This is a genomic window from Micromonospora sp. NPDC023737, from assembly GCF_040639715.1.
Taxonomy (GTDB): Bacteria; Actinomycetota; Actinomycetes; order Mycobacteriales; family Micromonosporaceae; genus Micromonospora.
Window position 1 is genome coordinate 78,099 of the sequence record NZ_JBFAAL010000005.1, and the last position, 20,415, is coordinate 98,513.

17 protein-coding genes are annotated in these 20,415 nt (G+C 73.0%); 10 read left to right on the top strand and 7 right to left on the bottom strand.

The genetic code is table 11. The annotated features are described in order from the left end of the window. Positions 1–32 precede the first annotated feature (32 nt). The 3 genes from AB0F98_RS13665 to AB0F98_RS13675 are packed head-to-tail and all read right to left on the bottom strand — an operon-like array spanning position 33 to position 4,217. Positions 33–701 (bottom strand): response regulator transcription factor, encoded by a 669-nt coding sequence (locus AB0F98_RS13665; RefSeq protein WP_076467977.1) that lies wholly within the window; start codon positions 699–701, stop codon positions 33–35. Positions 702–708: 7 nt separating this feature from the next. Further along, positions 709–2,397 (bottom strand): GAF domain-containing sensor histidine kinase, encoded by a 1,689-nt coding sequence (locus AB0F98_RS13670; RefSeq protein WP_357733768.1) that lies wholly within the window; start codon positions 2,395–2,397, stop codon positions 709–711. A 14-nt stretch (positions 2,398–2,411) separates the two neighbouring features. Then, positions 2,412–4,217 (bottom strand): long-chain fatty acid--CoA ligase, encoded by a 1,806-nt coding sequence (locus tag AB0F98_RS13675; RefSeq protein WP_357733771.1) that lies wholly within the window; start codon positions 4,215–4,217, stop codon positions 2,412–2,414. Between the two features lie 164 nt (positions 4,218–4,381). Between AB0F98_RS13675 and AB0F98_RS13680 the strand changes: the two genes are divergently transcribed. The 6 genes from AB0F98_RS13680 (at position 4,382) to AB0F98_RS13705 (ending at position 9,694) form a co-directional block, all read left to right on the top strand. Then, entirely contained in the window at positions 4,382–4,837 is a 456-nt protein-coding gene (locus tag AB0F98_RS13680; RefSeq protein ID WP_357733774.1) for an SRPBCC family protein, read from the top strand. Between the two features lie 40 nt (positions 4,838–4,877). Next, on the top strand, positions 4,878–5,543 hold the full coding sequence (locus AB0F98_RS13685; RefSeq protein ID WP_357733778.1) for a hypothetical protein: 666 nt from the start codon (positions 4,878–4,880) through the stop codon (positions 5,541–5,543). A gap of 70 nt (positions 5,544–5,613) precedes the next feature. Next, entirely contained in the window at positions 5,614–6,561 is a 948-nt protein-coding gene (locus AB0F98_RS13690) for an ROK family glucokinase (protein WP_357733781.1), read from the top strand. 14 nt (positions 6,562–6,575) lie between these two features. Next, positions 6,576–7,283, top strand: a complete 708-nt coding sequence (locus AB0F98_RS13695; RefSeq protein ID WP_357733784.1) for an endonuclease/exonuclease/phosphatase family protein — start codon at positions 6,576–6,578, stop codon at positions 7,281–7,283. A gap of 145 nt (positions 7,284–7,428) precedes the next feature. Then, complete coding sequence (locus AB0F98_RS13700) at positions 7,429–8,829, top strand: NAD(P)-binding domain-containing protein (protein ID WP_357733787.1); 1,401 nt, start codon at positions 7,429–7,431, stop codon at positions 8,827–8,829. Positions 8,830–8,881: 52 nt separating this feature from the next. Next, positions 8,882–9,694 carry an alpha/beta fold hydrolase gene (locus AB0F98_RS13705; protein WP_357733790.1) on the top strand — a complete coding sequence of 271 codons (813 nt, stop codon included), beginning with the start codon at positions 8,882–8,884 and terminating at the stop codon, positions 9,692–9,694. A 5-nt stretch (positions 9,695–9,699) separates the two neighbouring features. Here the strand turns inward: AB0F98_RS13705 and AB0F98_RS13710 are convergent, their stop codons facing one another. Both AB0F98_RS13710 and AB0F98_RS13715 read right to left on the bottom strand, forming a co-directional pair. Then, positions 9,700–11,178: a trehalose-6-phosphate synthase gene (locus AB0F98_RS13710; protein ID WP_357733793.1), complete on the bottom strand. Its 1,479-nt coding sequence runs from the start codon at positions 11,176–11,178 to the stop codon at positions 9,700–9,702. Positions 11,179–11,356: 178 nt separating this feature from the next. Continuing rightward, positions 11,357–12,196: a DUF308 domain-containing protein gene (locus tag AB0F98_RS13715; RefSeq protein WP_357733796.1), complete on the bottom strand. Its 840-nt coding sequence runs from the start codon at positions 12,194–12,196 to the stop codon at positions 11,357–11,359. 511 nt (positions 12,197–12,707) lie between these two features. Here AB0F98_RS13715 and AB0F98_RS13720 point away from each other — a divergent pair. Continuing rightward, on the top strand, positions 12,708–13,409 hold the full coding sequence (locus AB0F98_RS13720) for a lysophospholipid acyltransferase family protein (RefSeq protein WP_357733799.1): 702 nt from the start codon (positions 12,708–12,710) through the stop codon (positions 13,407–13,409). A gap of 3 nt (positions 13,410–13,412) precedes the next feature. On the opposite strand, the gene AB0F98_RS13725 is transcribed toward AB0F98_RS13720, so the two are convergent. After that, on the bottom strand, positions 13,413–16,892 hold the full coding sequence (locus tag AB0F98_RS13725) for an adenylate/guanylate cyclase domain-containing protein (protein ID WP_357734695.1): 3,480 nt from the start codon (positions 16,890–16,892) through the stop codon (positions 13,413–13,415). A 130-nt stretch (positions 16,893–17,022) separates the two neighbouring features. Between AB0F98_RS13725 and AB0F98_RS13730 the strand changes: the two genes are divergently transcribed. Then, the gene (locus tag AB0F98_RS13730; RefSeq protein ID WP_355147651.1) at positions 17,023–17,268 is read left to right on the top strand and encodes a hypothetical protein; all 246 of its coding nucleotides are present in this window, start codon (positions 17,023–17,025) and stop codon (positions 17,266–17,268) included. Positions 17,269–17,412: 144 nt separating this feature from the next. Here AB0F98_RS13730 and AB0F98_RS13735 read toward each other — a convergent pair whose 3' ends face one another. After that, on the bottom strand, positions 17,413–18,057 hold the full coding sequence (locus AB0F98_RS13735; RefSeq protein WP_355147751.1) for a Crp/Fnr family transcriptional regulator: 645 nt from the start codon (positions 18,055–18,057) through the stop codon (positions 17,413–17,415). Between the two features lie 434 nt (positions 18,058–18,491). Here AB0F98_RS13735 and AB0F98_RS13740 point away from each other — a divergent pair, with 434 nt between their 5' ends. Together AB0F98_RS13740 and AB0F98_RS13745 are read left to right on the top strand one after the other, a co-directional pair. Next, positions 18,492–18,989, top strand: a complete 498-nt coding sequence (locus tag AB0F98_RS13740) for a polyadenylate-specific 3'-exoribonuclease AS (RefSeq protein WP_357734700.1) — start codon at positions 18,492–18,494, stop codon at positions 18,987–18,989. A gap of 274 nt (positions 18,990–19,263) precedes the next feature. After that, entirely contained in the window at positions 19,264–20,292 is a 1,029-nt protein-coding gene (locus AB0F98_RS13745; RefSeq protein WP_076468299.1) for a 6-phosphofructokinase, read from the top strand. Positions 20,293–20,415 lie beyond the last annotated feature (123 nt).

The window sequence follows — 20,415 nt, forward strand, 5'->3', positions numbered from 1 at the left end:
CCTGAGGCGTGCCGCCGGTGGCGGCGCAACGGTCAGAACTTGGGCGCGTCCGGTGCCTCGAGCAGGCCCAGCCGCAGCGCCGTCATCAGCGCCTGCGCCCGGTTGGCCGCACCCAGCTTCTCGTAGAGTTTCGAGATGTGGGTCTTGGCGGTGGACTCGCTGACGAAGAGCTGCTTCGCGATGCCCGCCACGCTCATGCCGTCGGCGAGCAGCCGCAGCACCTGGCCCTCACGAGGGGAGAGCTGCGGGCCGGACGGGGCCAGCCGGCGCTTCATCGCCTCGGCCAGGTCGGCCGCGGTGAACGCGCTGGGCGAGGAGGCGGCATGCCGGGCGGCGGCCACCACCTCGTCGGCCGGCGCGGTCTTCGGCACGAAGGCGGAGGCGCCGGCCTCCAGCGCGCCGAAGAGCTGGTCGTCGCCGGCGTACATGGTCAGCACCACGATGCCCATCGAAGCGCTGGACTTGCGAAGCGCCCGGGTCGCCTCCAGGCCACTGCCGTCGGGCAACCGGAGATCCATGATCACCACGTCCGGCTGCAGCGCCCCCGCCTGGCGGACGCCCTCCGCCGCCGTGGCGGCCTCGCCGACGACCTCGAACTGCCGGTCCCGCTCGAAGGCGTGCCGCAGGCCCTTCCGAATCAGGTCGTGATCATCGACCAGAAGGACCTTGGTACGGGCGGCCGGTGTCGGGCTTGTGGTCATCCTCGGGTTACTCCCCTTCTGCTGCTGCGCTACCGCGCACGTTATCGCGCCGGGGCGAGGTGCCGAGAACCACCGCCACGGTCGTGCCGCTCGGTCGCCGTGGCCGAATCTCCAACCGGCCCCGGATACGTTCCGCCCTCTCGGCCATGATCGCAAGACCGTACCGCCCGTCGGGCCGCTGGTCAGCGATCCCCTGACCGTCATCCGACACTTCGATCTGCGCGTACGGCGGGTCGACCTCGCAGGTGACCCAGAGGTTGGACGCCCCGGCGTGCTTGCGGGCGTTGGTCACCGCCTCCTGCGCGATGCGGAGCAGCTCCGCCTCCGTGGCGGCGGGCAGCCGCGCCGTCGACTCGTCCAGCGACAGGTGAACCCGCAGACCGGCGGACGCCCCGACCGTGCGGGCGTACTCGGCGATCGCGGCGGCCAGTCCGCCGTGCCGGTCCACCTCGCTGCGCAGCTCGAACAGGCTCAGCCGCAGCTCAGTGATCACCCGGGTCACCTCACCGCGCAGCGTACGCAGCGCCTCGGCGGTCTCGTCCGCGTCCTCGTGAACGGTGGCCAGGGCGTTGTCGATGCCGTAGCCGACCATCACCAGCTCCTGGGCGACACCGTCGTGGATCTCCCTGGCCAGGCGCTGCCGCTCCTCGTTGGTGGCCAGCGAGCGGACCTCGTCGAAGAGCAGCGCCGCCTCCAGCCGCAGCGCGGCCGGGCCGGTCAGGGCGGTCACCCGCGACACCACGGCCGACGGGTAGGCGTGCGCCGCGTCGGCCTCCAGCACCACCAGCCCGACCGTGCGGACGCCGGCGACCAGCGGCACGATCAGCGCGGAGACGTCGCCGCCCGGGTGCGACCGGGCCTGCGACCGGGCCGCGGTCTGCGGCTGCTGGCTGGCCCAGGCGTCAGCGATCGCCGAGTCGGCGTCGAGCTTGGTCTCCCAGTCGACCCGGTCGACACCGACCTGGGCGAGCACCACGAGCCGGCCCCCGCCGCTGGCCGAGAGCACGGCCGCCCGGTCGCCCGGTGCCACGTTGCGCAGCTCCTCCAGCAGATGCTCGGAGATCCCGCCGGGGTCCAGGGTCGCCCCGGGCAGCTGCCGGGCCACCGTACGCAGCTGGGTGAGCAGGCGGGTCGCCTCGGCGTACGGCTGCGGCTTGCCGTCGCCGCGCGCCTGCATCACCCGGTGCAGGGTGCGCGCGGCGTAGAGCCCGAGTACCGCGAGGATCAGCCACTGCGCGCAGACGGCCAGGTAGCCCGGCTGGGTGATCTGCCGTTCCCCGTCGACCTCGGTGAGCACGCCGCTGACCAGCAGGGCGGCGGCGGCCACCGCGAGCAGCGCGGCACCCTCCCGGAACCGGCGGCGCAGCGCGGTGACCGTCACCGGCACCGCGAGGTACGGCAGCACGGCGGACGCCCCGAGGCCGTGGATCGACCCGCCGACCAGGGCCACCGCCGCCACGTGGCTCGCGGCCAGCCCCAGCACCACCACCTCGGCCACCCGGCTGAGCGGGGCGATCACCCGGTGCTGCGGAGCCAGCAAGGCGGGCAGCCCGGCCACGGCGAGCAGCGCGATCCACCAGAGTTGGGCCAGCTCGCGGGTGGCGAAGAGGGTCAGTACGGCGACCAGCGCCAGCATCACCAGGCGCGCGGCGGCGGCGAGAGGGTGAGGTCGGGCGGCGGCTGTCGAGGCGGGCACGTGACGGATGGTAGTCAGCCTTGGTAGATCTCGGCGATCTCCGCCGCGTACGTCTTGTGCACGACCTGGCGCTTGACCTTGAGCGACGGGGTCAGCTCGCCGGTCGCCTCGGTGAAGTCGCGGGGGAGGATCCGGAACACCTTGATGGACTCGGCCTTCGAGACCGTGGCGTTGGCGGCGTCCACGGCCTTCTGGATCTCGGCGCGTAGCCCCTCGTGCTCGCGCAGTTCGGCCACCGGCGTGTCGGCGGGCAGCCCGGCCGACTCGAGCCACCGCGGCAGCGCCTCCTCGTCGAGGGTGACGAGCGCCGCGATGAACGGCTTCTGGTCGCCGACGACCAGACACTGGCTGACCAGCGGGTGTGCCCGGACCTGATCCTCCAGCACGGCCGGGGCGACGTTCTTGCCGCCGGCCGTCACGATGATCTCCTTCTTCCGGCCGGTGATGCTGAGGTAGCCGTCGTTGTCGAGCTGGCCCAGGTCGCCCGTGCGGAACCAGCCGTCCGTGAGCACCTCGGCGGTCGCCTCCTCATTGCGCCAGTACCCGTCGAAGACCAGCTCGCCGGCGATGAGGATCTCGCCGTCGTCCTCGATGCGGATGCTCACGCCGGGCAGCGGCCGGCCGACCGTGCCGATCCGGGTGGCCGAGGGCAGGTTGACGGCGGCGGCGGGCGCGGTCTCGGTCAACCCGTAGCCCTCCAGCACCGTCACCCCGACGCCCCGGAAGAAGTGGCCGAGGCGGGCACCGAGCGGGGCGCCGCCGGAGATGGCGTCCCGGCACCGGCCGCCGAGCGCCGCGCGCAGCTTCCGGTAGACCAGCCGGTCGAAGAGCGCGTGCTGGGCCCGCAGTCCGAAGCCCGGCCCGCCGGGGGACTCCAACGCCTCGCTGTACGCGATGGCCACCCGCTCGGCGCGGGCGAAGATGTCGCCCTTCCCGTCGGCCTCGGCCTTCTGCTGGGCCGCGTTGTAGACCTTCTCGAAGACGCGGGGAACGGAGAGCAGGAAGGTGGGGCGGAACTCCTGCAGCTCCGCGACCAGGTTCTTCGGATCGCCGCAGTGCCGCATCGTGGCCCGGGCGTACACCACGCCGACCTGGATGAGCCGGGCGAAGGCGTGCGCAAGGGGGAGGAACAGCAGCGTGGAGGCGCCCGGGTTGAACAGGTTCGGCAGCACGGGCACCGCGTTGGCGATGTCGGCGTACATGTTCCGGTGCGTGATGACGCAGCCCTTGGGGCGGCCGGTGGTGCCGCTGGTGTAGATGATCGTGGCCACGTCGCCGGCGCGGCACGCCGCGCGGCGCCGGTCGATCTCCGCCGGGTCGACCGACGCGCCCGCGGCGACCAGATCGTCCACCGCGCCGAGGTCGATCTGCCAGATGTTGCCGAGGTCCGGGAGGCGATCGCGGACGCCGGCCAGCAGGGTGGCGTGTGCGTTGGTCTCGACCACGCAGGCCGTGGCGCCGGAGTCGGCGAGGATCCAGGCGGCCTGCTCGGCGCTGGAGGTCTCGTAGATCGGCACCGTGACGCCGCCCGCGGCCCAGATCGCGTAGTCGACGAGGGTCCACTCGTAGCGGGTGTGGCTCATGAGCCCGATCCGGTCACCGGGCTGCACGCCGGCGGCGACCAGTCCCCGGGCCACGGCGGCGACCTCGTCGCGGAACTGCAGGCAGGTGACGTCGATCCAGGCCGGTCCGTCGCTGGCCCCGGAGGGCCGGACGAACTGCACGGTGTCGGGCGCGACCTCCGCGTTGTCCCAGACGGGGTCGGTGAGGTTGGCGGAGTCGCCGACGGTGACGATCGGCGGGACGGAGAACTCGCGCACCCTGCACTCCCTCGTGCTCGCACTGGTCGGCCGGCCGCCACCCGTGGGTCGGCTCTGTCGAAACCTACCCGTACCGCCGTCCTGGCGCTCCGGGTAGGTTCCCGCCGGGTGTGGCGTGGGGGCGGGACGGCCAGGTGTGCCACCGCGCCGGGTAGCCTCCCCCCATGGCGGACTCCTCCACCCAGTCGATCGTCATCGACGCACCACCGGATCAGGTGGCGGCGGTCATCTGCGACTTCGCGCGATACCCGGAATGGACCGAGGCGATGCGACGGGTCGAGGTGGTCGAGGAGTACGAGGACGGCTACGCCAGCCAGGTCCGGTTCACCATCGACGCCGGCGTGATGGCCGACGAGTACGTGCTCGCCTACGCCTATGCCGAGGACCTGACCCGGATCGAGTGGCACCTGGTGGCGCCATCGAAGATGCAGCGGGCGCAGCAGGGCTCGTACGACCTGGTGGGAAACGCTGACGGCACGACCACGGTGACCTACACGCTCGAGGTGGAGCTCTCCGTCGGAATGCTCGGCATGTTTCGTCGCAAGGCCGAGAAAATGATCATGGATACCGCGTTGAAGCAGCTCAAGCGCCGGGTAGAAGCACCCGGTGCGGCGCAGTGACGCGTCCGGCGGCCCGGCCGCCACGGTAGAGGAGCCGACCATGGTGGCAACGGATCCGGGCTCGGCCCGGGAGGAGGCGGAGCGACTCGTCGCCACGCTGCTGGCGACCGCGCGGTTGGCCGCCGCGAACCCCACCGCCGGGCCCTGGGGCCCGCTCGGTGGGATCTTGAGCGGTGTCCTCGGTCACAGCGGCCGGCCGGACGGGGAGTCCAGTTCGGAAGGGGAGTCCCGCCCGGAAGGTGGCGGATTCGCCACCGGAACGGCCGAGTGCTGCATCTGCCCGGTCTGCCGCGGTATCGCCGCGCTTCGTGACCCGAGTCCGGAATTCGCCGAGAGACTCGCCACCGGCGCGGGCGATCTGGCGGCCGGCGTGGCCAGTCTCCTGCGCGCGTTCGCCTCCGCGGATCCGCCCCCGCAGCCCCCGGCCCCGCACCCGGAACCGGCGGGTGGCGCGTCAGACACCGACCTCGTGTGGCGCGAGGCCACCCGTAAGGGGCATGATTCTCAGCCGGTGTCGGCGGAGGACGTATGGTCCGCCGCGACCCGGGCGGACGACGCGACCGCCCCGGCCGCCACGGTGCCGCCCGTCGACGAGGCCGGGTCGGCCGCACCGGCGGCCGGCCGGGCGCCGGCCGACCGGCCCGTGGTGCCCGCGTCGCGTGCCCCCGGTGACGTGGGCGCGGACGCACCGGGCGACGGGGCCTGACCAAGGACATCCCGCACTCGCCGGCACTGCCGGCGCGGGCGGGGCAGCACAGCAGAGGGGAGCGGCAGCGGTGACGCTGACCATCGGGATCGACGTCGGTGGCACGAAGGTCGCCGGCGGTGTCGTGGACGAGACCGGCAAGGTGCTCGTGCACGCCCGACGGGACACCCCCGCCGAGGACGTCGCCAAGACCCGGGACGTCATCACGGACCTGGTCAGTGAGCTGGCCGCCGGCCGATCGATCGAGGCGGTCGGCGTCGGTGCCGCGGGCTGGATCGACGCCAGCCGCTCCACCGTACTCTTCGCCCCGAACCTGGCCTGGCGCGACGAGCCGCTGCGCGACTACGTCAGCAACAAGAGCGGCCTGCCGGTGATCGTCGAGAACGACGGCAACGTGGCCGCCTGGGCGGAGTTCCGCCACGGGGCCGCCCGGCACGCCGACGACTCGATGGTCATGTTCACCATCGGCACCGGAGTGGGTGGCGGCATCGTGCTCGGTGGCGAGCTGGTCCGCGGCGCGCACGGCATCGCCGCCGAGCTGGGCCACATGCTGACCGTGCCGGACGGCCACCAGTGCGGCTGCGGGCGGCTCGGCTGCATCGAGCAGTACGCGAGCGGCAGCGCGCTGGTCCGCTTCGCCCGCGCCGCCGCCCGGCAGGAACCGAACCGGGCCGCGGCGCTGCTGGAACTGGCCGGCGGTGAGGCCGAGGCGATCACCGGGCCGATGGTCACCGCGGCGGCCAAGGGCGGCGACCCGGTCTCGACCGAGGTCTTCGCGCAGGTCGGCCGCTGGCTCGGCACCAGCCTGGCGGACATGGCCCAGATCCTCGACCCGCAGGTGCTGGTCGTCGGCGGCGGTGTGATCGAGGCCGGTGACCTGCTGATGGGCCCGACCCGGCGCTCCTACCTCGAATCGCTCGCCCAGCGCAGCCGGCTCCCGGTCGCCGAGATCCGCCCGGCCGAGCTGGGCAACCGCGCGGGCGTCATCGGCGCCGCGGACCTGGCCCGGCGGATGTAGGCGGGCGAAACGCCGTGACGGAAAGCTCCGGTGTGCCGCTGCGGGTGGTGTCGTACAACGTCCACGGCCAGCGCGACGACGTGGCCGCGCTGGCCGCGGTGGTCCGCGGCGCGGCCCCGGACGTGGTGATCGTGCAGGAGGGGCCGCGGCGGTTCCGCTGGCGGCACAAGTCGGCCGCGCTCGCCGAGTCGTTCGGCCTGGTGGTGGCGGGTGGCGGCCTGCCCGCGCTGGGCAATCTGCTGCTGACCAGTCTGCGGGTCCGGGTGCTCGCCACCCGGTGCCAGCGGTTCCCGCTCACCCCGGGCCGGCACCTGCGCGGCGCCGCGTACGCCGACTGCGTGGTCGCCGGCGGCGCCCGGTTCACCCTGGCCGGGTCGCACCTGTCCACCGATCCGGCCGAGCGTCCCGGGCAGGCCGCCCTGTTCAAGCGGGAGCTGGACGCCGCGGCCACCCCCGCCGTGGCCGGTGCGGACCTCAACGAGGGACCGGACGGACCGGCCTGGGCCACCGTTGCCCGCGGGCTCACCGACGCCGCGGTGGCGGCCGACCGAGCCGATCGGCTCACCTACCCCTGCGCGGACCCCCGCCGCCGGATCGACGCGCTCTTCGTCGACCCGCGGATCACCGTGGTCGACTACGACGTGGTGGACACTCCGCAGACCCGCCGGGCCAGCGACCACTTGCCGGTCCTGGTCGATCTGCTGCTGCCGGTCACCGGCTGAGACCATCCGGCCACGCCGGCCGCACCGCCCCGGCACACGGTGGCGGGCGCGACGACGCGGTACGCGCCAGGGCTGGACAACCGGCTCCGATGTGGAGAGGATTTCGCGGCGACCGGCGCCCGTGCCGCACGAAGGAGATGTTCCGGTGTCCACCTCCACCGACCGGCCCGATCCGGAGGCGACCATGCTCGCCCTGAGCCGCGACGGCCGCCCGGTCTCCGACCGGGGCGACACGGTCTGCGTGATCGGCGCCGGGGCCAGCGGCCTGACCGCCATGAAGAACCTCAGGGAACAGGGTTTCGGAGTCGACTGCTACGAGCGGGAGACCGGCGTCGGCGGCGCCTGGAACTGGCGCCACGACCGCAGCCCGGTCTACGCCAGCACGCACCTCATCTCGTCCCGGCCGTTCACCCAGTTCCCCGACTTCCCGATGCCGGACTCCTGGCCGGACTACCCGCACCACAGCCAGCTGCTGGCCTACTTCGAGCGGTACGCCGACCACTTCGACCTGCGCTCGCACATCTGGTTCGGTACCGAGGTGATCCGGGTCGAACCGGTCGAGGGGGAAGGCTGGGACGTCACCACCCGCAGCACCGGCGGGTACGGCCCCGAGCGCACCTCCCGCTACGCGGCCGTGGTGGTCGCCAACGGGCACAACTGGTCGCCGAAGCTGCCGAGCTACGAGGGCCTGGAGGAGTTCCGCGGCGAGGTGATGCACGCGTCGTCGTACAAGGACCCGGCCCAGCTGCGCGGCAAACGGGTCCTGGTGGTGGGCGCCGGCAACACCGGCTGCGACATCGCCGTCGAGGCGGCACAGCAGGCGTCCCAGTGCTGGCACTCCACCCGGCGCGGCTACTGGTACGCCCCGAAGTACGTCCTCGGGCGTCCCGCCGACCAGGTCAACGACGCGTTGCTCGCGCTGCGCGTGCCGCTCCGGATGCGGCAGTGGCTCTACCACTCGACGCTGCGGCTCACCGTCGGCGACCTGACCCGCTTCGGCCTGCCGAAGCCGGACCACCGGGTGTACGAGACCCATCCGATCGCGAACAGCCAGCTCGTCTACCACGTGGGGCACGGCGCGATCACGCCGGTGCCGGACGTCGCCGGCTTCAGCCCGTACGGCGTGCAGCTCACCGACGGCCGGCAGATCGAACCGGAGCTGGTCGTCTTCGCCACGGGCTACCTGCCGCGCTTCGACTTCCTCGACCCGAAGGTGCTCGGCGACGACTCCAGCACCGGCCGCCCCAATCTCTGGCTCAACGCGTTCGCGCCGGGGCACCCGACGCTGGCCGTGATCGGCCTGCTCCAGCCGGACTCGGGTCTGTTCACGCTGGCGCACTGGCAGGCTGTGCTGTTCGCCCGGCTGCTCCAGCTGCGCCGCACCCATCCCGACCGGGCGGCCGCGTTCGCCGCGACCGTCCAGGCCCGGGCGGGAGAGCGCTACTCCGGCCCGGTGAAGGACAGCACCCGGCACTGGTTCGAGGTCGGCCACGTGGACTACCTGCGCGCCGTCCAGCGCGCCCTCGACTCCCTGGAGGGCAAGTGAGCGGGCACGGTGGGTCGGCGGGCCCCGCAGTCGCGAACGAAGGGCTGAATCCGTGAGCAAGGTCCGGATCATCCGGGGGCAGGAGTGGGCGCGGCCGGTCCGACCGGTCCGGCGCGAGGTGGTCAGCGCGACTCCGGAGCTGGAGGAGGGGCGTCCGCCGCTGCTCTTCGTACCGGGCTTCGGACACGGCGCATGGGCGTTCGCCGAGCATTGGCTGAGCCACGCCGTGTCCCGTGGGTTCCCGGCGCACGCGCTGAGCCTGCGCGGGCAGGGCGGTAGCGAAGCCGCGCCGCGGACGTCGCTGCGGTCGTACGTCCATGACGTGGTCCAGGTGGCCGCGGGCCTGCCGCGCCAGGCGGTGCTGGTGGGACATGGCGCCGGGGCGCTGGTGGTGGCGCACGCGCTGGCCCGCTATCCGGCCCGGGCGGCGGTGCTGGTCTCGCCGGTCTTCGGCGGCTGGGGGACGCTCGGCGCGGCGCTGCGCCGCAACCCGGCGGGCACCCTGCCCGCGGCGTTCGGCGGGCGGCTGCGGCTCAGCCGCGCGCAGCTGTTCAGCCGCGAGTTGCCCGACACGGAGGCCCGGCGGTACGTGTCGGCGCTGGGCCGGGCGAGCCGGCGCGCCCAGTGGCAGTTGCTCTCCCGTCCCGAGCTGGAGCGGCCGGTCGGGGATCCGCCGGTGCTGGTGCTGGGCAGCCCCGACGACCGGGTCGTGCCGCCCGCCGCGCTCAACCGGGTGGCCCGCCGCTACGGCTCGGCGCCGCTGCTCTTTCCCGGGATGGGGCACGACCTGATGCTCGACGCGCGCTGGCGCGAGCCGGTCGACGCGTTGCTGGACTGGCTCGAGAAGGAGCCGGTGGCGCGCTGACCGGGTCAGCCGCCCGGCTGCTGCTCGACCCGTGCGGCGGAGCGGGCCGGTTGGGTGGGCAGGGCGTCCGTCGCGGTGACCATCCGCTGCACCAGCGGGCCGGTCTCGTCCAGCGCGCTGAGGTACGAGCGCGCCCACGCCCGGATGTCGTGCTCGTGCAGGTGCGCCCGCATGGCCCGCATCCGCTTGCTCACGTCGGCCGGGGCGGCGCGCAGCGCGGCGAGCAGCCCCTCCTTCAGCCCTTCCAGGTCGTGAGGGTTGACCAGGTACGCCTGGGACAGCTCGGCGGCCGTTCCGGCGAACTCGCTGAGCAGCAGCGCCCCGGTGTCGTCGACCCGGGCGGCCACGTACTCCTTGGCCACGAGGTTCATCCCGTCGCGTAGCGGGGTCACCGCCATCACGTCGGCGACCCGGTAGAGGGCGGCCAGCTCGGCCCGGTCGAACGGCTGGGTGAGGTAGTGGATCGCCGGCTCGCCGACGCGGCCGAACTCGCCGTTGATCCGGCCGACCTCGCGCTCCACCCGTTCGCGCAGGATCTGGTACTGGCCGACCCGCTCCCGGCTCGGTACGGCGACCTGCACCAGCACCGTGTCGCGGACCTTGACGTGCCCGCTCGCCAGCAGCTCGCTGTACGCCTTGAGCCGCTGCTCGATGCCCTTGGTGTAGTCCATCCGGTCGACGCTGAGGATCACGCGCTCGGGGCGGCCGAGGTCCTGCCTCAGCCGCTGTGCCCGGGTGGCGACGTCGGGACGGGCGGCGAGCGCGGCCATCTCGGCGGTGTCGATGGAGACCGGGAACGCGCCGATGCGTACGACCCGGTCGTCGACGCCGATCCGCCGGTCCGTGGCGGGCAGGTTCAGCACCTTGGCCACGAGCTGGGCGAAGTTGTGCGCGGCCTGGACGCGTTGGAACCCGATCAGGTCGGCGCCGAGCATGCCGCGTAGCAGTTCGGCCCGGCGGGGGAGCTGCATGAACAGCTCCGGCGGCGGGAACGGCACGTGCAGGAAGAAGCCTATGCGCAGGTCGGGCCGCATCGCCCGGAGCAAGCCGGGGACCAGGTGCAGGTGGTAGTCCTGCACCCAGACCACCGCGCCCGGCTCGGCGACCTCCGCGGCGGCCTCGGCGAACCGCCGGTTGACCCGCTGATATGCCTCCCACCAGCGCCGGTGGTGTTCGGGCTGCTCGACAGCGTCGTGGTAGAGCGGCCAGAGGGTCGAGTTGGCGAACCCCTCGTAGTGGTCGCGCAGGTCCTCGGCGGTGAGCGGGACGGCGCGCAGACGCACGCCGTCGACGTCTGGCAGGTTGGGGGCGGCTCCGGTGCCGCCGGCCCAGCCGACCCAGGTCGCGGGGGTGTGCCGCAGCAGCGGGTGCAGCGCGCTCACCAACCCGCCGGGGCTGCGCCGCCACTCGCACGCGCCGTCGGGGGCGGCGTTGTCGTCTATGGGCAGGCGGTTGGCCACCACCACCAGTGAACTATGTCGCATCTCGGGCATTCCGATCAGCAGGGGACTGACCGCCACGAGGAAGGAAAAACCGGTCAGTCAGCGGGGGGACGTGACGTTTAGCGGTATTCCTACTGACCGTAAGTTACACCACTCACGCGTCCGCTGCGGCCGGCTGCCGTCCCGAGATGCGGTCGGTGACCTCCCGGTGACCGACCGCTCAGACGACCGCGCCGTCGTCCGGGTCGCGGTCGTCCTCGTCGCCACCGGGACGCAGTCGCCAGACCAGCGTGACGAAACCGGCGAGGATGCCGGTGAAACCGACGAGCGTGACCATCGAACGGTCGACCGGCAGCAGCGACGGGAAGAGGAAGAGCACGAAGCCGACCACCACGGCGAGCACGCCGACCACGGCGTACTTGGAGATTCGGGGCAGCGGCGGCGGCGGGGGCGGGGTGTAGCGGTCGTCCTCGTCGTCCGGCAGGTCGGCGCCGAAGGTGTCCAGCCCGTCGAGCAGCGACGGCTCGTCGGGCCGGTCGGAGCGCCCGAGCGACACGCCCGAGATGTCGGCCGCGTACGGCAGACGGCGGACGTCGGTGGCGGTCGGGCCGGTCTCGTCGGTGCCGGCCCGGGCCAGTGGGCCAGCGGTCGGGCCGCTGGACTCGTCGATGTCCTCGGCGGCCGGCCAGGGGTTGGCACCGGCGGTGGGCGTGATGTGGAAGCCGGCCACGATCCTGGCCCATTCGGCGTCGATGTCGGGTTCGTCGGGGCGGGGCTGCTCCGGCGCGCCCTCGTCAGCGAGCTGGCTCAGGTAGTCGCGGGCCGTCGTCAGGTGCGAACGGTCGACGTAGAGGCGGTCCACCGGCCGGGCCGGCACCGTGGTGGTGCGGGTGACCGGGTTGAGATCGGCCGACGGCTGGAGGTAGGCGGCGATACCACCGGCGGCCAGGACGTCCAGCAGGTGTTCACCGACGCGTGGATCCACGTCGCCGGCGACGGCGTACTCGCTCGCGTCGAGCCCGTTGTCCCGCCGTCCCCGGCGGGCCCCACCCGCTGTCACCGGACACCCTCCTCAACGCGCCTTCGGCGCGGCCGCCCCAGCCCCTCGGCGCGGACTCGCACGCCGTGCTTTGAATCGTGACACGTCACGACCCTGTTGCGGGAGTGCGTTGTGTCGCGTCTTCCAAACTCGGCGGGCGTGCCGCTGGTCGCGGGCGGGGTCGTATGTCCGTTTGTGCGGAGGGCGTCAGGAGGTGGGAGAGGGCGGAATGATCGACTCGGCGTCCGCGAAGTCGGGCGGTTCGGGGTGAGCAGGACACACCGACTGCGCGGAGCGCGAGTCGATCGAGAGCGCCGCGAAGGAGCCGATCAAGAGGCGGTCAGCGCGGACGCGGGGGCGGCGACCGTTCGGCGACGGGCACCTGCTCCGCTCAGCTCCTGCCGGTCCTCCGACGGGTCCGTTGTGGGCGGTGCCCGCGCTTCGTAGGCTTCTCACCTGACGACCGGCCGGCCTCCTGACCGACAGGCCGAGCGGCCGGGCGACGTCGCGACCGCCACTGGAAGGGACGCCGGTGTTCTACTGGCTGATGAAGTACGTGCTCCTCGGCCCGCTGCTGAGGGTGGTCTTCCGGCCGCAGGTGGAGGGGCTGCACCACGTGCCGGCCACCGGTCCGGTGATCCTGGCCAGCAACCACCTCTCCTTCTCCGATTCGATCTTCACCCCGTTGATGGTCAGGCGGAAGGTCACCTTCGTCGCGAAGGCCGAGTACTTCACCGGCAAGGGGGTCAAGGGCTGGCTGACCAAGATGTTCTTCGTCAGCACCGGCACCATTCCCGTCGACCGCTCCGGCGGGCGGGCGGCCCGGGCCGCGCTCGACACCCAGCTCAAGGTGCTACGGCGTGGCGGGATCGCCGGCATCTACCCGGAGGGCACCCGGTCGCCGGACGGGCGGCTCTACCGGGGCAAGACCGGGGTGGCCCGGCTGGCCCTGGAGAGCGGCGCGCCGGTGGTGCCGGTGGTGATGCTGAACGCCGATGAGATCCAGCCGCCGGGCAAGCTGATCCCGAAGATCGCCCGGGTGCGGATCCGGTTCGGGACGCCGCTCGACTTCTCCCGCTACCGGGGCATGACCGGCGACCGCTTCGTCGAGCGTGCGGTCACCGACGAGATCATGTACGAGCTGATGGAACTCTCCGGCCGGGAGTACGTCGACGTGTACGCGCAGAAGGTGAAGAACCAGCCGCCCGCCCCGGCCGAACCGGTGCCCGCCTGACACTCACCCGGCGTCCGCCAACCGGAGCAGCCCGACGGCGTCGTGGCGTACCGCGAACTCGTGCAGGCGGGCCCGGGCCGTGGCCGCGCCGGCCGGGTCGATCGTCGACAGCGGACCGACCGACAGCGCCGTCGTGATGATCTCGTCGGTCACATCGCTCATCCGGGCGTAGCTCGCCGCCGCGTCCCGCATCAACTCGGCGGCGGTACGGGCGTCGCCGGCGCACCCCGCCAGCACGGCGTCGGCCACCTGGCCGGCCGCCCGAGCCCACGGGGTCATCCGGGGCGCCCGAGCCAGCAGGTCCCGCACCAGCCGGGCCGCGTCGGAGCCGAGCACCCCGGCGACGTGCCCGACCGCCGGCACCCACTCGGCGAACGGGATCATCTGCGTCCGCCGCCAGTCCTCGTCCAACTCGGTGAGCAGCGCCATCGCCTCGTCCCGGCGGCCCTCCACCGCGCGGCAGAGCGCGGCATGTCCCAGCGTCGAGCGCAACACCCGGTGGAAGCCGCTGCGGCGGGCCGCGACCACCGCCTGCTCGACCAGGTCCGCGCCGTCGCCGGCCGGCTCGGTGTCCCGGCCCGGCCGCGCGGCGCGCAGCCCGCGCATCCACCCCGACACCGCCACGATGTGCAGGTCCCACTCCGCCGTCGGGCGGCGCGTCGACTCCGCCGCCATGGCCAGCGCCGACGTCCACTCGCCCGCGTAGTACGCCCGGGCCCACTGATCCTCGAAGCTGGTGGCGATGCTGTGCTCACCGCCGAGGTCCAGCGTCCGCTGCTCGTCCACCAGCCGGGCCGACCCGGCCAGGTCCCCCTCCTCCTGCAACGCCCAGGCCAGGTTCTGCACCGCCCGGCGGCGGCTGGCCAGCCGCTCCACCCGGCACTCCTCGGTCACCTCGGCCAGCTCCGCGTACGCGTCGCCCGACCCGGTTATGTAGCGCGCGACCGCGAGGGTGATCCGGGCGTTGGCCTGCGCCTCCCGCAGCTGCAGCCGCTCGGCGAGGGCGGCCGCGGACCGGGCCGCCGCGCACGCCGGCTCGGTCTCCGCGTTGAGCATGTGCACCCGGGCGAGCTCCAGCAGGGCGCCCGCCTTCTCCTGGCTGTCCGGCAGTTCGGCGTAGAGGCCGATCGCCCGGTCCAGGAAGCGCAGGGTGGCCGGACGGTCGGCCCGACTCCAGGCGGCGGTGGCCAGCAGCGTCCAGGCCCGTGCGGCGCCCGTCCGGTCGCTGCTCTCGGTGAGCCGTTCGGCGAGCCGGGCCAGCGTGTCCGTGCCGCCGGCCACGAGGAACGCGTCACCGTCGCGGTAGAACGCCAGCTCGGCGTCGAACAGCTCCAGCGCCGGGTCCGGCGGGAGATCCAGCGCGAGCGCCCGCCCGACCAGCGTGGCTGCGGTGTCCAGCGCGTGCAGCTCGTACGCCCGTCGGGCCGCCCGGTGCAGGGCGCCGCGCGCCGGCAGGGCGTACGGGGCGGTGTCCACGCCGACCGTGCGGGCTATCTCGTGCGCCGCCCAGCGGTGGTTGGCCAGCACCTCGGCCAGGTCGTGCTGCCGGCTGTCGGCGAGCTGCTCCAACCAGTCGGCGGTGTGGTGGTGCCGCAGCACCCGCTCGGCCCGCGGCAGCCGCTGGTAGCAGACGTCCCGCACCAGGACGTGCCGGAACCGGTACTCCGGATGACCCGGCATCGTGGAGCTGGGCTGCTCGTACACCAGGTCGCGGCGTTGCAGCCGGTCCAGCGCGCGCTCCACCCATGCCACCGGCCGGCCGAGGGCGGTGGCCACCGGCGCGGCCCAGAACTGCACGCCGACGACCGCCGCGGCCTGCAGGACCGCCCGGTCGGCCGGGTCCAGCAGGTCGAGCCGGTTGGCGATGACCGCCTGCACCGTCCGGGGCATCTCCGCACCGCCGACCGGTCCGACCGATCCGACCCCGTCGAGGAGGCCGCCGTCGAGCAGCATCCGGGCGTACTCCTGCGCGTAGAGCGGATTGCCGTCGGCGAACTCGATCAGGGGAGTGCGCTGCGTCGCCGGCAGCGTCGCCTTCCCGAGCAGCAGCGAGTAGAGGGTGTCGATGTCGGAGTCGTGCATCGGAGGCACCGAGATGGACATGGCGCCGCTGATCGTGCCGGTCCACGCCGGCTGCCGCTCCCGCAGCTCCGGCCGGGCGGTCGCGACCACCAGCATCGGCACGCCGCGGGCCGTCGCGCCCAACTGCTCGACGAACGCGAGCAGTGTCTGGTCCGCCCAGTGCATGTCCTCGAAGACCAGCACGGTCGGCCCGGCGGCGGCCAGCGCGAGCAGGAACCGCCGCCACGCCGCCTCGGTCTCGACGAGGGTGAGCCGTTCCCCCGGCAGACCGAGCAGAGGGCCGAGCGCCTCGGCCAGCCGTACGGCGTGCGGGTCGGCGAGCTGACCCAGCCGGGCCCGCAGCCGGTCGCGCAGCGCGACCGGGTCGTCGGCCCCCGGCATCCCCACCCAGCTCTTCACGATGTCGGTGAGCGCCGCCCACGTGACGTTCTCGCCGAACGGTGGACACTGCCCGACGAGCCAGGTGATCGGCGGCCCCGGCAGGCTGCCGGCGTGCCGGGCGAGTTCGCGCAGCAGCCGGCTCTTGCCCACCCCGGCGGGACCGAAGACCGTCACCAGTTGGGACGTCCGCTCATTCACCATCCGGTGCAGCGCGTTGACCAGCAGGCCGCGTTCGTGCTCCCGGTCCACCATGGGCGTCAGCTCGGCGGTGTGCGGGTCGCGGTGCGGCCTGGCCCGGACGGCCAGCCAGATGCGGCTCACCGCCGAGCGGCCGCGCAGGGTGACCGGCGGCTGGTCGGCGTACTCGAGCTCGTGACGCGTGGCCGACCAGGTGGCCTCGTCGACCACGACGCCACCGGACGGGGCCAGTGACTGCAGCCGGGACGCCGTGTTGACGACGTCGCCGGTGACGAACGCCTGACCGCCGTCCCGGGTTGCGGACAGGTCGACCAGTGCCTCGCCGGTGGCGATGCCGACCCGGAAGCCGAGAGCCGGTTGTGGACCGGTGGGCTGGCGGGCCAGGTTGCGTTGCAGCTCCAGGCCGGCGCGTACGCACCGCAGCGCGTCGTTGTCGGTGGCCACCGGCGCGCCGAACAGCGCCATGACGGCGTCGCCGATGTACTTCTCGACCACTCCGCCGTACTGGTGCACGATCCGCCGCACCGTGGCGAAGTACGTCTGCTGCAGGCCGCGGGCCTGCTCCGGGTCGGCCCGTTCGGCGTACGCGGTGAAGTCCACGATGTCCACGAACAGGACGCTGACCTGTCGCCGGTCCTCCTGGGCGGTCACGACGTGGTCGCGCAGCGGGTGCCCGCAGCTGGTGCAGAAGTTGACCTCGGTGCTGTTGGCGTGCCCGCACTGCGCGCAGCTCACGGTGAGCGGCTGGCCGCACCCGCCGCAGAAGCGGTCGTCCGGTCCAGCCGTTCGCGCGCAGTGTCCACACTTCAGGTCGATGTCCAGCTCCGTACGCGAGAGAGCCCAGTATCGCGGCGCTTCGACCCAGTCGGGTACCCGACGTGCGGGCGGGCCCTCCGACCGATCGGTCGGGGCTAGTCTTCCGTACCAAGAAGTTTCACGTCAGGAGAGTGCCGTGCAGGTGCGATTGTCCGCCCCGTGGACCGATCCGGCCGGCAGGCAGTGGGCTGCGGGGGACATCATCGACGTCGACGCGGTCATTCTCGCCGAGCTGGAGGAGCAGGGCATGGTGGAAGAGCCCGAGGGGCAGGCGAGCGGGTCGGGAGAGACGACGACCACGCCCACGTCGCCCAAGCCGACCGATCCCACGAAGATCGGCCCGGGGCCCGGTGCCCCGCCGGCCGACGACACCGGCAACTGAGTAGCCGAGGGTGGGGCCGGCGGGCGGATGCTCGCCGGCCCCACCCGTTGCTGTCGACGGCGCCGTCCGGATCGGGCGAGACGGACGGTCCGATGGGGACGATGCCGGGCTGCCCGGGGCGCTGGGAGCGCTACCGGGCCGGTGTCAGCGGTCGTTCATGCCGGCGCGCCGGCGCAGCGCCGCCACGTCGGTCACCACGATCCGGCGCCCCTCGGTACGCAGCCAGCCCCGGTTGGCGAACGAGCCGATCGCCTGGTTGACGCTCTGCCGGGAACCACCGGCCATCTCTGCCAGCTGGCTCTGGTTGAGCTCGATGGTGATCATCGGAGCCTGGCTCTCGCCGGCCAGCCGGACCAGGGTCTTGGCCACCCGGCCGGGCAGGTCGAGGAAGACGTGGTCGGCGTTCTGCTCGGTGAGACGGCGGATCAGCCCGCCGAGCGAGCGCATCACCGCGTCGAGGATGCGCGGGTTGGAGTGCACCAGCTCCATGAAGGCGCCCCGGGAGAGCGCGAGGGCGGTGCAGTCCTCTATCGCCTCGGCGGAGGCGGAACGGGTGGAGGCGTCCAAGAGGGAGACCTCGCCCAGCACGTCCGGTGGGCGGATGACCGACAGCACGGCGCGTTCACCGGTCGGAGCGGTGCGGAAGACGGCGACCGCGCCGCGGCGCAGCACGATGAGTGATTCGCCCGGATCGTTCTCGACGAAGAGCAGTTGGCCCTTGCGGTACGTGCGCGGCACGGCGGCGGCGATGACCCGCTGCCGTACCTCCGGCTCGAGCCCGGCGAACATTTCGACGCCCGTGAGCGCGTCACCCGGCTCCGGAAGGCGAACCCCCTCCACGGCCCAACCCCTCCCCGGTCAAGGACCACAACTCGCACACCGGTGAACCTGACGGGCCTGTACGGCAGGTGAATTGACACCGGTTCGGCGCCGGTAAGCGGTACACATCAGATCATGACGGTCGTGTCGCTTGCTGTACACCCCTCAAATCACTTCCGTGACAGTCCCGAGCTGCGGCAACCGGCAGGGTGGGGTGGCGGATGCGCCTGGCGGGGCCTGGGAAGGGGCATCCCGGCCGCGGCCGGTCGCGCGGGATTCGGGACGATCCCGGTCGCGACCGGCCGTGGCGAGGGGGCTTGCGCCCGAGGCCGGCGACGGGGCGGTACCCCGGGCGGGGGGCCCCGGGCGACGCCGCGAACCGGCGGTGGGCGAGGATGGCGGTGATGGTCTACCGCTACTTCTACGACTGCGAGTTCATCGAGGACGGTCAGGTCGTCGACCTCGTCTCGATCGGCGTCGTCGACGAGTACGGCCGCGAGTTCTACGCCGTCTCCACCGAGTTCGACGACTCCCGGGCGATTCCGTGGGTCCGCCGCAACGTGCTGGACAGGCTGCCCTCGCCGGCCGACCGTGCCTGGCGCTCGCGGGAGCGCATCCGCGACGAGCTGTACGACTTCCTGGTCGAGCCGATCCGGGGTCGCCCCAGCGAACAGATCGAGCTGTGGGCCTGGTACGCCGCGTACGACCACGTGGTGCTGGCGCAGTTGTGGGGCGCGATGCCGGCGCTGCCCCGGGAGATCCCGCGGTTCACCAAGGAGCTGCGGCAGCTCTGGGACGACCGGGGTCGCCCACCACTGCCGCAGGCCGAGGCGGCCCGGCACGACGCGCTGGTCGACGCGCGGCACAACCTGGCCCGCTGGCGAGCGATGACCGCCGGCTGAGCGTGCCTCGCCACCGACGGTGACGAACCCTGTTGCCCGAGCGGGGTGACCGTGCCGCGACGACGGCCGGTGGGCGAGGTGGAAACCGGGAGGTCCGGCACGAACACCCGTTCCCGGGCGGACCACGCGGGGCGCGCTGTCGCCGCCGGGGCGGGCGGACTACAGTGCGCAGTGACGGCCCGCCCCGGGCCGGCAATGGCGCCGATGTCTGATCCGACACCTGACCTGGGGCTTACCGGGGCTGCACCTGATGCTCCAGGAGGATGAGCAGATCATGCGTATCGGCGTGCTCACCGGCGGTGGCGACTGCCCTGGTCTGAACGCGGTCATCCGCGCGGTGGTCCGCAAGGGCGTGGCCACGTACGGTCACGAGTTCGTGGGCTTCCAGGACGGTTGGAAGGGCCCGCTGGAGGGTCTGTCCAAGCCGCTCGGCATCGCGGAGGTCCGCGGCATCCTGCCGCGCGGCGGCACGATTCTCGGCTCGTCCCGGACCAACCCGTTCAAGATTGAGAACGGCGTCGAGCGGATCAAGGACAACCTCGCCGAGCAGGGTGTGGACGCCCTGATCGCGATCGGCGGCGAGGACACCCTCGGGGTCGCCACCAAGCTCTACGAGCTGGGCGTGCACGTCATCGGCGTACCGAAGACCATCGACAACGACCTCGGCGCCACCGACTACACCTTCGGCTTCGACACCGCCGTCAACATCGCCATGGAGGCGATCGACCGGCTGCACACCACCGCCGAGAGCCACCACCGCACCCTCGTCGTCGAGGTCATGGGCCGCCACGCCGGCTGGATCGCCCTGCACGCGGGCCTCGCCGGCGGCGCGAACGTGATCCTCCTGCCGGAGCGCAACTTCGACGTGGAGCAGGTCGCGGGCTACGTCGAGAAGCGCTTCCAGCACCAGTACGCCCCGATCGTGGTGGTCGCCGAGGGCGCCCAGCCGCTGGAGGGCCAGATGGTCCTGCAGAACCAGGAGCTCGACGCGTTCGGCCACGTCCGCCTCGGTGGCATCGGCCAGTGGCTCGCCGAGCAGCTGGAGGCGAAGACCGGCAAGGAGGCCCGCACGGTCGTGCTGGGCCACATCCAGCGGGGCGGCACCCCGACCGCGTTCGACCGGGTCCTCGCCACCCGCCTCGGCCTTCAGGCGATCGACGCCGCGCACGAGGGCGACTGGGGCAAGATGGTCGCGATGCAGAGCACGGACATCGTCCGGGTGCCGCTGGCCGAGGCGACCCGCGAGCTGAAGACCGTGCCGCTGGAACGGTACGCCGAGGCCGAGGTCTTCTTCGGCAGCTGATCGACCGCCACGGTGTCGGGGGGGGGGGGGGGGCCCCCGGGGGGGGGGGGGGGGGGCGGGGGGGCGGGGGGGGGGGCGCCCCCGCGACCAACAAAAACCGTTGTGGGGGGCAGAGGGGTTAGA